The organism is Kribbella sp. NPDC051587, from assembly GCF_044453945.1.
In the GTDB taxonomy this organism is placed as follows: Bacteria; Actinomycetota; Actinomycetes; order Propionibacteriales; family Kribbellaceae; genus Kribbella.
The window spans coordinates 43,302-57,862 of sequence record NZ_JBITDE010000006.1 but is presented as its reverse complement, the minus strand read 5'-3'; the positions used below and the strand labels follow the sequence as shown (position 1 = coordinate 57,862).

The 14,561-nt window shown below is 68.2% G+C and carries 13 protein-coding genes; 9 read left to right on the top strand and 4 right to left on the bottom strand.

Going from position 1 to position 14,561, the window contains the following annotated elements; all coding sequences use genetic code 11:
• The first annotated feature begins 16 nt into the window (after positions 1-16).
• The 8 genes from ACIA49_RS22145 (at position 17) to ACIA49_RS22110 (ending at position 8,960) form a co-directional block, all read left to right on the top strand.
• Positions 17-2,467 (top strand): DNA topoisomerase (ATP-hydrolyzing) subunit A, encoded by a 2,451-nt coding sequence (locus tag ACIA49_RS22145; protein WP_396379100.1) that lies wholly within the window; start codon positions 17-19, stop codon positions 2,465-2,467.
• A 4-nt stretch (positions 2,468-2,471) separates the two neighbouring features.
• Positions 2,472-3,176, top strand: coding sequence for an LppX_LprAFG lipoprotein (locus ACIA49_RS22140; protein WP_396379098.1), 705 nt, complete (start codon positions 2,472-2,474; stop codon positions 3,174-3,176).
• Positions 3,176-4,858, top strand: a complete 1,683-nt coding sequence (locus tag ACIA49_RS22135) for an MFS transporter (RefSeq protein ID WP_396379097.1) — start codon at positions 3,176-3,178, stop codon at positions 4,856-4,858. Before ACIA49_RS22140 ends, ACIA49_RS22135 begins: the two co-directional genes overlap by 1 nt.
• A 45-nt stretch (positions 4,859-4,903) precedes the next feature.
• The gene (locus ACIA49_RS22130; protein ID WP_396379096.1) at positions 4,904-5,851 is read left to right on the top strand and encodes a sucrase ferredoxin; all 948 of its coding nucleotides are present in this window, start codon (positions 4,904-4,906) and stop codon (positions 5,849-5,851) included.
• On the top strand, positions 5,848-6,345 hold the full coding sequence (locus ACIA49_RS22125) for a beta-class carbonic anhydrase (protein ID WP_396379094.1): 498 nt from the start codon (positions 5,848-5,850) through the stop codon (positions 6,343-6,345). The genes ACIA49_RS22130 and ACIA49_RS22125 overlap by 4 nt, the downstream gene beginning before the upstream one ends.
• A gap of 76 nt (positions 6,346-6,421) precedes the next feature.
• A complete protein-coding gene (locus ACIA49_RS22120; protein WP_396379093.1) occupies positions 6,422-7,021 on the top strand; it encodes a TetR/AcrR family transcriptional regulator in 600 nt (199 codons plus the stop codon).
• Entirely contained in the window at positions 7,021-7,659 is a 639-nt protein-coding gene (locus tag ACIA49_RS22115) for a VC0807 family protein (protein ID WP_396379092.1), read from the top strand. The genes ACIA49_RS22120 and ACIA49_RS22115 overlap by 1 nt, the downstream gene beginning before the upstream one ends.
• Complete coding sequence (locus ACIA49_RS22110) at positions 7,656-8,960, top strand: FAD-dependent monooxygenase (protein WP_396379091.1); 1,305 nt, start codon at positions 7,656-7,658, stop codon at positions 8,958-8,960. The genes ACIA49_RS22115 and ACIA49_RS22110 overlap by 4 nt, the downstream gene beginning before the upstream one ends.
• On the opposite strand, the gene ACIA49_RS22105 is transcribed toward ACIA49_RS22110, so the two are convergent.
• Positions 8,953-9,681: a carbonic anhydrase gene (locus ACIA49_RS22105; protein WP_396379090.1), complete on the bottom strand. Its 729-nt coding sequence runs from the start codon at positions 9,679-9,681 to the stop codon at positions 8,953-8,955. The genes ACIA49_RS22110 and ACIA49_RS22105 overlap by 8 nt on opposite strands.
• 119 nt (positions 9,682-9,800) lie before the next feature.
• Here ACIA49_RS22105 and ACIA49_RS22100 point away from each other — a divergent pair, with 119 nt between their 5' ends.
• Entirely contained in the window at positions 9,801-11,093 is a 1,293-nt protein-coding gene (locus ACIA49_RS22100) for a hypothetical protein (protein WP_396379089.1), read from the top strand.
• On the opposite strand, the gene ACIA49_RS22095 is transcribed toward ACIA49_RS22100, so the two are convergent.
• The 3 genes from ACIA49_RS22095 to ACIA49_RS22085 are packed head-to-tail and all read right to left on the bottom strand — an operon-like array spanning position 11,090 to position 14,447.
• A complete protein-coding gene (locus ACIA49_RS22095) occupies positions 11,090-11,659 on the bottom strand; it encodes a suppressor of fused domain protein (protein ID WP_396379088.1) in 570 nt (189 codons plus the stop codon). The genes ACIA49_RS22100 and ACIA49_RS22095 overlap by 4 nt on opposite strands.
• A 41-nt stretch (positions 11,660-11,700) precedes the next feature.
• Positions 11,701-12,363 carry an HAD family hydrolase gene (locus ACIA49_RS22090; protein ID WP_396379087.1) on the bottom strand — a complete coding sequence of 221 codons (663 nt, stop codon included), beginning with the start codon at positions 12,361-12,363 and terminating at the stop codon, positions 11,701-11,703.
• On the bottom strand, positions 12,363-14,447 hold the full coding sequence (locus ACIA49_RS22085; protein WP_396379085.1) for a type IIA DNA topoisomerase subunit B: 2,085 nt from the start codon (positions 14,445-14,447) through the stop codon (positions 12,363-12,365). The genes ACIA49_RS22090 and ACIA49_RS22085 overlap by 1 nt, the downstream gene beginning before the upstream one ends.
• Positions 14,448-14,561: the final 114 nt, after the last annotated feature.

Genomic DNA, 14,561 nt, shown 5'->3' with positions numbered 1-14,561 from the left:
GAGTAGTTCAGCCCGCATGGCACGCCGTTCGAGTACCACCGCCGAGCCCGAAGATTTCGAGGAGCGCATCCTCGACGTCGATGTCTCCGACGAGATGCGCACCAGCTTCCTGGAGTACGCCTACTCGGTGATCTACTCCCGGGCGCTGCCGGACGCTCGGGACGGGCTCAAGCCGGTCCAGCGGCGGATCCTGTTCTCGATGGCGGAGAACAACATCCGCCCCGACCGCGGCCATGTGAAGTCGGCCCGCGTCGTCGGTGAAGTCATGGGTAAGTACCACCCGCACGGCGACGGCGCGATCTACGACGCCCTGGTCCGGACCGCACAGCCGTGGTCGATGCGGCTGCCGCTGATCGACAGCCACGGAAACTTCGGCTCGCTCGACGACGGCCCGGCCGCGATGCGGTACACGGAGTGCCGGATGGCGCCGTCCGCGATCGCGATGACCAGCGGCCTGGACGAGAACGTCGTCGACTTCCGGCCGAACTACGACGGCCGCGAGGAAGAGCCGTCGGTGCTGCCGGCCGCCTTCCCGAACCTGCTGGTCAACGGCGCCACCGGGATCGCGGTCGGCATGGCCACGAACATGGCCCCGCACAACCTGGTCGAGGTGATCCAGGCGCTGCGGCACCTGATCAAGAAGCCGGACGCCGACCTCGACGACCTGATGCGGTTCATCCCCGGGCCGGACCTGCCGACCGGCGCCAAGATCGTCGGCCTGGAAGGCATCAAGGACGCCTATGCCACCGGTCGCGGCAGCTTCAAGATGCGCGCCACCGCCCGGATCGAGAACGTCACCCCGCGCCGCAAGGGCATCGTGGTCACCGAGCTGCCGTACACGGTCGGCCCGGAGAAGGTGATCGAGAAGATCAAGACGCTGGTCCAGGCCAAGAAGCTGCAGGGCATCGCCGACGTCAAGGACCTGACCGACCGCACCCACGGCACCCAGCTGGTGATCGAGGTCAAGAACGGCTTCGTGCCCGAGGCGTTGCTGGAGCAGCTCTACAAGCTCACCCCGCTCGAGGACTCGTTCTCGATCAACGCGGTCTGCCTGGTCGACGGCCAGCCCCGCACGCTCGGCCTGAAGACGCTGCTGGAGGTCTACCTCGAGCACCGGTACGACGTCGTCCGCCGGCGCAGCGAGTTCCGCCGCCAGAAGGCCCAGGACCGGCTGCACATCGTCGACGGCCTGCTGATCGCGATCCTCGACATCGACGAGGTCATCCAGATCATCCGCACCAGCGACGACGCCGCCGCCGCCCGGACCCGGTTGATCGACATCTACGACCTGTCCGAGGTCCAGGCCAACTACATCCTGGACATGCCGCTGCGCCGGCTGACCAAGTTCTCCAAACTCGAGCTGGACACCGAGAAGGCCGAGCTGGAGCGCGAGATCGAGCGGCTGAGCGCGATCCTCGACGACCCGGCGCTGCTGAAGAAGACGGTCGGCGACGAGCTGGCCGAGGTCGCCAAGACCTACGGCACCCCGCGCCGCACCGTGCTGCTCGAGTCGTCGGGGGCGACCAAGACCGCGGCCGTGCCGCTCGAGGTCACCGACGACCCGTGCTGGATCCTGATGAGCTCGACCGGGCTGCTGGCCCGCACCAACGGGGTCGAGCCGTTCGGGTCCGGCGAGAACCGCGCGAAGCACGACGCGATCGTCTCCGCGATCAAGAGCACCGCCCGCGGTCAGTACGGACTGATCACCACCGCCGGCCGGCTGATCCGGCTCGACTCGCTCGACCTGCCCGCCGTACCGACGACGGCCGCGGCGCCCAACCTGCAGGGTGGCGCACCGATCGCCGAGTTCGTCTCGCTGGAGCCGGGTGAGAAGGCGCTCGCCCTGACCACGATGGATCCCGAGTCCATCGGTGTCGCTCTCGGTACGGCGACCGGCGTCGTGAAGCGCGTCGTACCGGATCACCTGAGCAACCGCGATGCCTGGGAGATCGTCCGGCTGAACGACGGTGACGAGGTGGTCGGCGCCGTCGAGCTCACCACGGGTGAAGAAGAGCTGTGCTTCGTCACCTCGGATGCCCAACTGCTGCACTTCCCCGCTTCCGCGGTCCGGCCGCAGGGCCGCACCGCCGGCGGTATGGCCGGCGTCCGGCTCGCCGGCGGCGCGAAGGTGGTCTTCTTCGGAGCCGTCGAGCCTGGTCGCGAGGCGCAGGTCGTCACGATCGCCGGCTCGAACTCGGCGCTGCCGGGCACCGAGGTCGGCGCGGTCAAGGTGACGCCCTTCAGCGAGTACCCGGGCAAGGGTCGTGGGACCGGCGGTGTGCGCTGCCAGCGACTGCTCAAGGGTGAGGACGGGCTGCTGCTCGCCTTCATCGGCGCGGCCCCGGTCAAGGCCAGCGCGAACAGTGGCGCACCGGTGGACCTGCCGCCGATCGACCCGCGGCGCGACGGTTCCGGCGTGCCGGTGGCCCAACCGATCGCGGCTCTGGCCGCCGAGCTGGCAGGCTGACCCCATGAAGAGACTCGTCGCGCTCGGCGCGGTGCTCGTGCTGGCCCTGGTCGGCTGCAGTGACAAGAAGGATTCCGGCGGTGGCGCGACGAAGTCCGACGACGCCGCCGCCCAGCTCACGACCGCGAAGAAGGCAATCGACGACGCGTCCAGCGTCCACATCGTGCTGACCGGCCGTGATCTGCCGGACAGCGCGCAGACACTGGCCAGCGGCGATGGCGTGGCCACCCACGCACCGGCCTTCAAGGGCAAGCTCACGATCCGGACCGGCGGTGCGCCGATCGACTCCGAGGTCGTTGCCGTCGACAAGAAGGTCTACGCCAAGCTGCCGTTCACCGGCCAGTTCGTCGAGCTCACGCCCGACCAGCTGACCGGCTTCGGCGCTCCGGACCCGGCGATCCTGCTGGACCCGGCCAAGGGCCTGACCTCGGTGCTGCCGGCGCTGAAGAACCCGCAGGTGAAGGGTGACACCCGCGACGGCGCCAAGGTGCTGACCGAGATCACCGGGTCGGTTCCGGGCAAGTCGCTGCAGGGGATCTTTCCGAAGGCACCCGCCGACCAGGACTTCCCGAGCAGCTTCAAGCTCGACAAGGATTCCAAGCAGCTGGTCTCGGCGACGATCTCCGGCCCGTTCTACGACGGCGCCACCAGCAGCTACGACGTCACCTTCGACAAGTACGGCGAACAAGTCACGATCACCAAGCCGTAGTGAGCAGCCCAGTGAGCTCCCCGGCGGCCGCCCGGCCGAGAGCACAGCTCACGCTCGCGTCGATCGCGGTCGCCTTCGCGGCCGCCGACACGTACGTCGTCGTCCTCGCGCTGCCCGATCTGATGTCCGGGATCGGGCTGTCCGCGGACCAGTTGCAGCGAGCTGCACCGATCATCTCCGGGTTCCTGCTCGGCTACATCGCCGTCCTGCCGCTGATCGGCCGGATCGCGGATGTCGCCGCGCGGACCCCGGTGCTGGTCGGCGCCCTGATGTTGTTCGCGGTCGGTTCGCTGATCACGGCAGCGGCGTACGACCTGCCGTCCGCGGTAACCGGTCGGTTTCTTCAGGGTGTGGGCGGTGGTGGGCTCGTCCCAGCCACGCTCGCGTTGGTCGCTGACCTCTGGCCGGCCGAGCGACGCGGATTGCCGCTGGGAGTGGTCGGCGCAGTCCAGGAGCTCGGTTCGGTTCTCGGCCCGCTGCTGGGCGCCGCCGTACTGGCTGTGGCCGACTGGCGATACATCTTCTGGCTGAACCTGGTCGTCGCCGTAGTCCTCGCGGTCTTGCTACGCGGCGCTCGCCGACCACCGCTCTCAGCCGCAGTCGGCCTCCTGGCGGCCGTCGCACTTGGTCTCACCCTGACCGTTCCACAACGACTAGCCACCGACGTCACCCTTGGCCTGCCCTTCGTACCGTTCACCGGTACGTCGAGGTTGCTCACGCCGATCGGGGTCGCGGCTCTCGTCCTGGGTCTGCTCTGGGCTGCTCTGGCACTGCGGCGGTCGCAGGTAGTTGCCCTGCTCAAGCAGGTGGATCTCCCAGGCGCACTCCTGCTCGCGCTCGCGCTCTCTGGCGTGGTTCTCGCTTTCGCCACCGCGGATCCCGAGCGCGAACTCATGTCGCCCGCCGGCCCTTGGCTTCTCGTCGGAGCCGCTGTCTTCACGGTCGCCTTCATCGCTTGGCAGCGTCGGACGCCTCGAGCGATCGTTCCGCCGGGTCTTCTCACCGCGCGGCCGGCCTGGGGTTCGCTCGTGGTCAGCTTCCTGGTCGGTTGTGCGTTGATTGCCGCGCTGGTCGACGTACCGGTGTTCGCCCGGACCACGCAGGGTGGCGGGCAGCTCGAAGCGGCGCTGGTGCTCGTGCGATTCTTGATCGCGTTGCCGGTTGGTGCGGTGGTCGGCGGGTGGCTCACCAGGCGCTACGGGCTCGGGCTGATCACCGGCGCCGGACTGGCACTGGCCGGGGCGATGTTCGTGGTGATGGCGTTCTGGAGCCGCCACGCCCTCGACCACTTCGCGGCGACCGTCGTACTGCTCCTGTGTGGTTTCGGATTCGGGCTGGCGCTGTCACCGGTCAACACGGCGGTCCTCGGCGCGACTCCCCCGGCACACCACGGTCTGGTCAGCGCGCTGGTGGTCGTCGCGCGCATGGTCGGCATGCTCGTCGGCGTGTCGGCCCTGACCGCGATCGGGCTCCGGCGCTACTTCTCGATCGTCGACGACGTACCGTCACCGAACGAACTCTGTCCGACCGCACCCGCCTCGTGCCGGCCGTTCATCGACGCGCTCCGCGACGCGGCCATTTCACAATCGCACGCGATCTTCGCCGGGGCCGCCGTCTGCGCGTTCCTGGCGGCGATCCTGGCGGTCGCCCTGCTCGGCCGACGTGGCTTTGTGCACACTTAATGGTCAGTGCAAGGAACTGAGGCCTGCCTAACCTACAGTGGTGCTGTGAGAGTTCCACCCGACGCGACCAGTCGGCCAGGTCTGTGCTCGACCTACTGCCGCCAGCTCCTCGAGCCGCTCGAGGGCTCTGCCATTGTCGCGAGTGGCTGGGTCGTCCTGGAACAACCCGGTCCCTGGGGCGCCGATGCCGTCATCAACAGTCACCTGGACCCTGAGTTCGGCAGCCGGTTCGATGCCGAATGCAAGAAGGTCGACGTCCGCTTCGGCCTGATCAGGACGCCGGGCCGGCATTCGTTCCCCGCCAATCACGCCCAGCAGGTGTACGTCGCTTCCACCGTGCCCGGCAAGATGTTCCTGCTCAGCGCACACCTGACGGATCCCGAGGCCCTCAGCGGGCTGGATCTCGGCGCGATCGCCCGCGGCGACCGCGCGGCTGTCGACGCGTCGCTGCCCGGCCTGGTGCCGGTCCACGAGCCGGTCATGCTGGTGTGCACCAACGGCAAGCGCGACGAGTGCTGCGCGATCCTCGGCCGCCCGCTGGTCAACGCGCTCGCCACGGCCGCGCCCGGCCGGGTCTGGGAGGCGAGCCACCTGGGTGGCCACCGCTTCTCCCCCACGGCCGTGCTGCTACCGTCCGGCACGATGCATGGTCACCTCAACGCCAAGACCGCCCTCGATGTGCTGGCGGCCGCTGACAACGGGGATACTCTGCTGACCGGTCTGCGCGGCCGCACGACCTGGACGAAACGCGGTCAGGCCGCGGAGATCGCCGTCCGCCAGCAAACTGGTGAACTCTCGCTGGACGCCCTCACCGTCGCGGGCGAAGACCTAGAATCCGTGACAGTGTGGCATCGCGACGGGCGGTCCTGGACCGTACCGGTGACCAGTGCACCCGCCGATCCACCTCGTCCGGAGTCCTGTGGAAAGGAGCCGTTCGCGATGTCGATCCTGAAGGCCGGAACTCCAGTGCTTGTGCCGAGTGCCGTCCGATGACCCCCGGTTTCGAAGACCTGCTCGCTGCCAACGCCGAGTACGCCGCCGATTTCCACTACGGCGGCTTCGACGGCATCGCCCACGCCGGAGTCGGTGTGGTCACCTGCATGGACTCGCGGATCCCGCCGCTCGAACTGCTCGGCCTCAAGCCGGGTGACGCCAAGGTGCTGCGCAGTGCCGGCGGCCGGGTCACCGAGATCACCCTGACCGGGCTCGTGCTCGGCGTGAACCTGCTCGGCATCCGCCGGATCATGGTCATCCCGCACACCCGCTGCGCGATGGCGGCGATGTCCGAGGACGAGCTGCGCGCCAAGGTCGAGAAGGCCGCCGGCAAGCCCGCCGGTTACCTGCCGATCAACGTCATCCCCGACCAGCTCGAAGCGCTCCGCCACGACGTCACGGCGGTCCGCGAGCACCCCCTCGTCGGCCCCGAGATCCTCGTCGGCGGCTTCATGTACGACGTCGACACCGGACTGCTGACCCAGCACGTCTGACTCCCCCGAAGGCGCCGGCCCCTGGTCGGCGCCTTTCTTCTTGACACCGTTTTACCCAGTCGGATAACTTTTATCCATGCGGATAAAACAAGGCGAGGCGCTGGATCGCACCGGCAGTACGGCGGCGCGCCGCGACCAGATCGTGGCAGCGACGATCGCCGTACTGGCCGAGCGCGGTTTCGCGGCGACGTCGTACGACGCGATCTGTGCGGTGGCCGGACTGAGCAGCAAGCGGCTGATCTCGTACCACTTCAAGACCAAGGACGAACTGCTGGCCGAGGTCTTGCACCGGGTGACGGCCGACGCGGCCGAGGTGATGCGGCCGGCGATCGAGGCTGCCGACGGACCCGCAGGGAAGCTCGCGGCCTACATCCGGTCGAACGTCGAGTTCGTCGCGGCCCGGCCGGACCACGTGCGGGCGGTGCAGCAGATCGTGTTCGGAGCGGCCGCCGTACCGGGCGAGGAGGCCGACGGCGCGGTGGCGCGGCTGGTGACGTTGTTCGACGACGGGCAGCGGCTCGGCGACTTCCGGTCATTCGACTCGCCGCTGATGGCGGTCACGCTGCGCGCGGCGATCGATGCCGTGGCCGGCCGAGTGATCGCCGGGGCCGACCCCGAGCTGTGCGCCCGTGAACTGATCGACCTCTTCGATCGTGCGACCTGGAAGGATGCATGATGTCTGCCGCTCTCGAGAGCAAGCCGAAGGCCCGCTGGGGCGCAGTCCTCGCGCCGGTGCTGATCGACCTCGTCGTCCCGTTGCTGATCTTCTACGGCCTGCGCCAGGCCGGTGTCGGCGTCGTCGGCGCCACCATCGCCGGATCCGTCATCCCGGCCGTCCGGACCGTGCACGGAGTAGTCAAGGGCAAGCCGGACTGGATGGCCGTCTTCATGCTGGTGGCACTGGCGGTCGGCACGATCGCCTCACTGGCCATGCACAGCCCGCGGATGCTGCTCGCCAAGGACGGCGTGATCACCGCGATGTGCGGCGGGTGGCTGCTGGCCACCGTCGTGGTCGGCAAACCGCTGCTGCTGGCCATCGGCCGCGGCATCGCCGAAGCCAAGCGAGGCAAGGGCGGTGGCGAAGTGTGGGCCGGCCGCTGGGACCGCGAACCTGGCTTCCGGCACGGACTCAAGCTGATCACGGCGGTCTGGGGCGTCGGGCTCGTACTCGACGCTGTCGTCCGGGTGGCCATCGCCTTCACGCTCCCCCTGGACGCCGTACCGGGCGTGACGACCGTGCAGTGGATCGTCGTGTTCGCCGGTCTCTACCTGTTCATGTTCTGGTACTCGCGCAAGAACGACCTGCTCGCATGAGCGACGTACTGGTCGTAGGCGCGGGGCCGACCGGGTTGCTCTTGGCATCGGAGTTGGTGCTGGCGGGAGCATCCGTCGTACTGGTGGACAAGAGGCTGGAGCGGTCTGGGCAGTCGAAGGCGCTGTCGTTGCAGCCGCGGTCGGTGGAGGTGCTGCACTCGCGCGGCCTGCTCGAGCCGCTGCTGGCTGAGGCTCGTGAGCTGCCAGGTGGTCATTTTGCTGGGCTGCCGCTGGACTACGGCTCCTGGAACACGCCGTTCCCGTATCAGCTCGGCATTCCACAGCTGCGGATCGAGCAACATCTTGAGGATCACCTGGCTCGGCAGGGCGTCGTCGTACGGCGGGGTCTGGAGCTGACCGGGCTTGAGCAGTCGGCGGATGGGGTGGCTGCTGCCTTTGCGGACGGTACGACGATCCACACGGACTGGGTGGTCGGGTGCGACGGCGCTCGGAGTGCGGTGCGTGAGCTGAGCGGTATCGGATTCCCAGGCCGGGACGGGCGGTTCAGCGCTGTTGTCGCCGACGTAGTGCTCGACGGCGTCCGGGAGGACTGGCAGCTGCCGAAGCTGGAGCCACGGGACGGCGCGGTGCTGACGATGGTCCCGCTCGGCGGAGGGGTTGAGCGGGTCCTGTTCACCGGCCCTGAGCAGCAAGGGCTGCCCAAGGACCAGTCGGTCAGCCACGACGAGGTGGCTGCGGCCCTCAGCGGCTGGTACGGCGATCACGTCGTACTGCGTGAGGTCCGCTACGCCTCCAGGTTCACCGATGCGGTGCGCCAGGCGGACCGGTATCGGGAGGGCCGGGTCTTCGTGGCCGGCGACGCTGCCCACATCCACTCGCCGACTGGCGGCCAGGGTATGAACCTGGGGTTGCAGGACGCGTTCAACCTCGGCTGGAAGCTCGGAGCCGTCATCCGCGGCGACTCGCCGGAGTTGCTGCTCGACAGCTACCACTCTGAGCGGCATCCAGCTGGTGCAGCGGTGTTGGCGAACACTCGCGCGCAAGGCGTGCTGATCGTCCCGGACGACGACGTCACCTGCCTGCGCGAGACCTTCGCCGACCTCCTCCACCTTCCGCAGGTCAACCATCAGCTGGCAGGTGTCATCTCCGGCCTGGCTGTCTCCTACTCCCCCGGCAACCATCCACTGGTCGGCCACCGGATGCCTGACCTGAAGCTGCCCAACGGCTCCACCGTCATGCAGGAGCTGAGGCGCGGCCGGACCATCGTGGTCGAGCCGTCCGATGGCTCCGCCGCACGAGCCGTAGTCCGCCCCGACGGCTACGTGCAGGCGGCTAGCTGAGAACGACTCGGCCCGTGTCGAGTTCGTAGTAGGCGCCGACGAGCTTGAGCTTGCCAGCCGCCTCCAGGGGTGCGATGACTGTGGACTGGCGGAGTTTGGCCAGCGTGAGGTCGACGTTGGCGTGAATGGCGTTGGTGAGGCGGTCGCCGGGCTTGCCAGCCACCTCCCGTACGGCGGGCGCCAGCGCCTCCACCAGGTAGCCGATCTGACCGGCCTCGGACGTGCGCTGGTGGGCGTCGAGAGCCTTGATCGTGGCGTCGAGCGCCCCGCATCGCTGGTGACCGAGAACCACCAGCAGCGGGGTGTGTAGCTCAGCCACTCCGAACTCCAGGCTGCCGGTCACCGAATGGTCGAGCGCCTCACCAGCACTCCGTACGACGACCAGATCGCCGAGGCCCTGGTCGAAGACGAGCTCGATCGGTACCCGTGAGTCCACACAGCCCAGCACAGTCGCGAACGGATGCTGTCCCTGGCTCACCGCGACTCGACGCGCCACGCCCTCGTCGAGTCGCTCGTCGCGCTCGGCCACGAAGCGCGCGTTGCCGGCGACCAGGCGGGCAAGTGCTTGCTCACCGTCCAGGACTGGTTCAGCGGTGGGCGGATTCGAACTCGCGACGGCCGGGGCGACCGCCGTACTGTCCGAGCAGGCAGACAGGCCGGCACCACAGGCTCCGGCGGCTAGAGCGGCGGTCAGAAAACGGCGGCGGCTGGTGGTGCTCACGGGCGGACTCCTCAGAAAGGGCGGTGCCTTCCGAAGATAGCCGATTGCATACAGTCTGCAATACGCGCAGTTTGTTCAGATCTCTCGGCTTCGCAGCCCAGATCTGATAGATACCCCTTATGAGACTCCGCCCCAGCTCATTTCCCCGGTCCCTGCTGATCGGTGCCCTGGCGCTGACGAGCGTGCTGTCCAGCGCTCCGATCGTCCACGCGGCCCCGGTCGCCACTGGCTGCCTCGACACCTCGATCACCGGGACGGTCGAAGAGCAGCGGCTCAGCCGTGGCATCGCCGGTGGACCGTCGGTACCGGCCGAGATCCTGCGCCGGACCGGGTTCGACAAGCAGGTGGAGTTGTTCAGCCGGCTGCTCTGCGCCATGCCGAGTCGCGAGGCCGCCAAGCTGCTCATCCGCGCCCAGGGCGAGGCGCTGTGGCGGACGGCGATCCACCGCGCTCAGCACCCGGTCTCCGGGGCCGACGCACTGCCTTCCACCGACGACCGCGGTCTGTACTGGGCCCGCATCTCGATGGCCCTGGCCGTGCGGCAATGGCAACCACGCTTCACCGTCGGTACGACGGACCGTGCCGACCTGATCCATTCCCTCGAGTACTCCTCCCGCGGGATCACCAGCACGCGGTTCTCCCCCGGGGTCAAGAAGATCCTGGTGACCGGGTTCGACCCGTTCACGCTCGACGCGGACATCCGGATCGGCAACCCGTCGGGCGCGAACGCGCTCACGCTCGACGGACAACGCTGGACGGTCAACGGAACGACGTACGAGATCCAGACGGTCGTCTTCCCGGTCCGGTACACCGACTTCGACCAGAGCCTGGTCGAGGACGCGCTCGCGCCGCACTACCGCGGCGGCCCGCAGCACGCGGACCTCGTGATGACCGCCAGCCAGGGCCGCGTCGGCATCTTCGACCTGGAGGTCTTCAACGGCCGCCGGCGCTCGGTGAGCTCGATCGGCGACAACAACAACCTCTGGGGCGGCGGCACGATCGCAGCCCCTGTCGTCTCCCCCAGCATGCCGGCCGGACCGGAGTGGATCACCTCCAGCCTCCCTCTGGCCCGGATGGCGCAGGCCGACGTCACGCCCTTCCGCACCCGCGTGAACACCTCGGTCCTGGAGATCCCCGCCGGCCAAACGGCACCCGTCCGGCAGCCCCTGGGACCGACGCCCGGCTCGATCGCCTCCGAAGGCACCGGCGGCGGCTACCTGTCCAACGAAGTCGCCTACCGCAACACCCTGCAACGCGATCTCAAGGACCCGTCGATGCCCGCCGGCCACCTCCACGTTCCGGTGCTCTCCTTCGACACAGCCAACAAAACGGCCATCACGGACCCGACCTACGAGACCAACCGCGAAGCCATCATCCGCGGCGCGCATGCGGTCCTCCGAGCGGCCCTCTAGTCCAGAGGAGGCGGGCCCAGCACGTCCCTGGCGTCGAGCAGGTCGCTGAAGAACGCCTGCGGGTGGGACGCCAGGGCGCGTTCCCGTTCGGCTTCAGTGATCGGTACGACGTTGATCACCCTGACGGGGCCAACCTCGGTATCCAGGGCCGATGGCTGACCCTGCACCCAGGGGCCTGCCAGGAAGACCCGCTGGCAGGTGGGGAACGCGGGCATCGGCGCACTCAAGGTGACGATCTCCCCCCAACCGAGCGGACGACCAGTAGTCCATGGGTAGCCGGCCAGATTGGCCAGGTGGAGTGAAATCCGTTCCCGATCCGCCGGACTCACGGCACCCCGGCAGTGCAGCCGGAGCTCTGCGCGTGCGTCGCCGGGTGGCATCGGCTCGATCGACATCCCGATCGTTGCGAAGATCGTGGCATCAGCTGGACTCGTTGCCGGGTAGACCATCACATCAAGGCGACTGATCGGCCCGGGACCGTCGTCGTAGGTATAGCCGGCATCCTCCTCGCCCAGCTCGGCACGGAGCGCACGAAAGACGTCACGAAGTACGACGGGTGCCGACATGCCGGCGACCGTATCAGCCCCGCAGGTCGATTGCCCCATGGCTACTTTTCTGAGCAGGGGCGTGCAGTTGGGTGATCAGGCATGGCTCGAAGCAAGGTGAGAGCTTCGTGAATTGAGGCGACCTGATGGTCGGGAGCCGGCGGCCCTGAGGCCGAGCCGATCAGGATTGTGTGCAGGCCGGCGTTGTGACCGCCCTGGATGTCGTGGGCCGGTTGGTCGCCGACCATCCACCCGTCGAGCGCGGCACCCGCACCCTCCGCCGCGAGCGCGAAGATCCGCGCGTCCGGCTTATGGATACCCACGGCCTCGGAGATACAGCAGAAGTCGACGGCCGTCGCGATGCCCGTGTGCTCAAGCTTCAGAGTCTGCTGCAGGACTGTGCCGTTCGTGACGACTGCCGTTCGCCAACCGGCAGCTCGCAGCTGTCCGAGCCCGTCCAGTACGGCGCTGTCCACCTGGATGAACAGCGGATGCTCGCGGTCGTAGCTGTCGACCGTCGGCGCGACCCCGAAGCTCTCTCGCAGCCCGGCGAACAGCTCGAGCCGAGGGGTGAAACCTTTGTTGTCGTGAGCAACCAGCCACTCGACGGCCACCTCACCCAGGCCCACCTCGGTGGACCACCAGCGGGCCCAGTCGAGGAAGGCAGCGTCGCGATCGATCAGCGTGTTGTCCAGGTCGAAGCACGCCAGTCGAGACCGGGGCATCACACGTCGATGCGGCTCTCGTCCAGCTCGTAGGCGCCCTGGACGATGAACTCCTTGCGCGGAGCGACGTCGTTGCCCATCAGCAGGTCGAAGACCTGAGCCGCGGCCTCGCCGTCGTCGACCGTCATCCGGCGCAGAGTGCGGTGCCGCGGGTCGACGGTGGTTTCGGCCAGCTGGTCGGCGTCCATCTCACCGAGACCCTTGTAGCGCTGCGGGGGCTCTTTCCACTTGACGCCCTTCTTCATCAGCTCGGCCGTCTTCCGCTGGTACTCCGCGTCGCTGTAGGTGTAGATGTACTTCTCCTGACCCTTCTTCGGATTGGTCAGCTCGAAGCGGTGCAGCGGCGGTACGGCGGTGTAGACGCGACCCGCGTCGACCAACGGCCGCATGTAGCGGAAGAACAGCGTGGCCAGCAGGCAGCGGATGTGCGCGCCGTCGGAGTCGGCGTCGGCCATGAAGATGATCTTGCCGTAGCGGACCTGCTCCAGATCGAAGCTACGGCCCGAGCCGGCACCGACGACCTGGATGATCGAGGCGCACTCGGCGTTCTTCAGCATGTCGGCGACCGACGCCTTCTGCACGTTCAGGATCTTGCCCCGGATCGGCAGCAGCGCCTGGAACTCCGAGTTGCGCGCCACCTTGGCGGTTCCAAGGGCGGAGTCACCCTCGACGATGAACAGCTCCGATTTGTCGACATCGTTACTTCTGCAGTCGGCCAGCTTGGCCGGCAGCGCGGACGACTCGAGCGCGGTCTTGCGGCGCTGCAGCTCCCGGTGCTGACGGGCGGCCACCCGCGTCCGGGACGCGGCGACGACCTTCTCCAGGACGGCGCGGGCCTGGGCCTTCGCGACACCCTTGGTCGAGGTGAGGAACGACTCCAGCTCGGTCTGCACGACCTTCGCCACGATCCGCGAAGCGGCCGGCGTACCGAGCACCTCTTTGGTCTGGCCGTCGAACTGCGGCTCGGCCAGCCGCACCGTGACGATCGAGGTCATGCCCTCGAGGACGTCGTCCTTGATCAGCTCCTCGCCGCTCTTCAGCAGCCGGGTGCCCTCCATGGCGTTGGTGAAGCTCTTGGCCAGCGCGCGCTCGAAGCCGGCCACGTGCGTGCCGCCCTTGGTGGTGGCCACGATGTTCACGAACGAGCGCAGCTCGGTCTCGTACCCATCGCCCCAGCGCACGGCGATGTCGACGTCCAGATCGCGCTCGACATCGGTCGGCGTCATGTGGCCGGCGTCGTCCAGCATCGGCACGGTCTCGGTGAAGCGGCCGGTTCCGGTCAGCCGGACCACGTCGGTGACCTTCTGGTCGGTGGCCAGGAACTCGCAGAACTCGCTGATCCCGCCGTCGTGCTTGAACCGCTCCTCGGTGATCTCCTCACCGCGCTCGTCGCGGATCACCAGCTCCAGGCCGGGGACCAGGAAGGAGGTCTGCCGTGCCCGGGTGACCAGCTCGTCGTAGTTGAAGCTCGCGTCGCGGGTGAAGATCTGCTGGTCGGCCCAGTAGCGGATCCGGGTGCCGGTCACGCCCTTCTTCGCGCGGCCGGCCTTGCGCAGGCCTGTCACCGCGGTGAAACCGGCGGCCGCGCCCTCGGCGTCGAACTCACCGGCGACCCCACGGCGGAACGACGTCGTCCAGACCACGCCACCGCGGTCGACCTCGACATCGAGCCGCGCGGACAGCGCGTTCACGACCGAGGCGCCGACACCGTGCAGACCGCCGGACGCGTTGTAGGAGCCGCCACCGAACTTGCCACCGGCGTGCAGCTTGGTGAACACCACCTCGACACCGCTGAGCTTGGTCTTCGGCTCGATGTCGACCGGGATGCCGCGGGCGCGGTCCCGCACCTCCACCGAACCGTCCTTGTACAGGACGACGTCGATGCGGTCGCCGTGGCCGGCCAGGGCCTCGTCGACGGCGTTGTCGATGATCTCCCACAGGCAGTGCATCAGGCCGCGACTGTCGGTGGACCCGATGTACATACCGGGCCGCTTCCGGACCGCCTCGAGTCCTTCGAGGACGAGCAGGTTGCGAGCGTTGTACGTCGGGTCGAGCTCGGTACTACGAGGCGTCGGGGCGGCCACAGGGCTCCTTCACTGGTTCACCAACTCACTACGAGGGACAGCCTATGCGGCCCCACCCCCAAAACCTGTTAGCCGGTCCGACACACGGGGAACCCTGACAAGGCAAGCAAGAAG

Excerpts from the sequence above, each read along its gene's own strand:
- ACIA49_RS22090 (WP_396379087.1), bottom strand. The coding sequence starts at position 12,363 with ATGCCCCGGTCTCGACTGGCGTGCTTCGACCTGGACAACACGCTGATC.
- ACIA49_RS22110 (WP_396379091.1), top strand. The coding sequence starts at position 7,656 with ATGAGCGACGTACTGGTCGTAGGCGCGGGGCCGACCGGGTTGCTCTTG.
- ACIA49_RS22115 (WP_396379092.1), top strand. The coding sequence starts at position 7,021 with ATGTCTGCCGCTCTCGAGAGCAAGCCGAAGGCCCGCTGGGGCGCAGTC.
- ACIA49_RS22120 (WP_396379093.1), top strand. The coding sequence starts at position 6,422 with ATGCGGATAAAACAAGGCGAGGCGCTGGATCGCACCGGCAGTACGGCG.
- ACIA49_RS22095 (WP_396379088.1), bottom strand. The coding sequence starts at position 11,659 with ATGTCGGCACCCGTCGTACTTCGTGACGTCTTTCGTGCGCTCCGTGCC.
- ACIA49_RS22145 (WP_396379100.1), top strand. The coding sequence starts at position 17 with ATGGCACGCCGTTCGAGTACCACCGCCGAGCCCGAAGATTTCGAGGAG.
- ACIA49_RS22100 (WP_396379089.1), top strand. The coding sequence starts at position 9,801 with ATGAGACTCCGCCCCAGCTCATTTCCCCGGTCCCTGCTGATCGGTGCC.
- ACIA49_RS22125 (WP_396379094.1), top strand. The coding sequence starts at position 5,848 with ATGACCCCCGGTTTCGAAGACCTGCTCGCTGCCAACGCCGAGTACGCC.
- ACIA49_RS22140 (WP_396379098.1), top strand. The coding sequence starts at position 2,472 with ATGAAGAGACTCGTCGCGCTCGGCGCGGTGCTCGTGCTGGCCCTGGTC.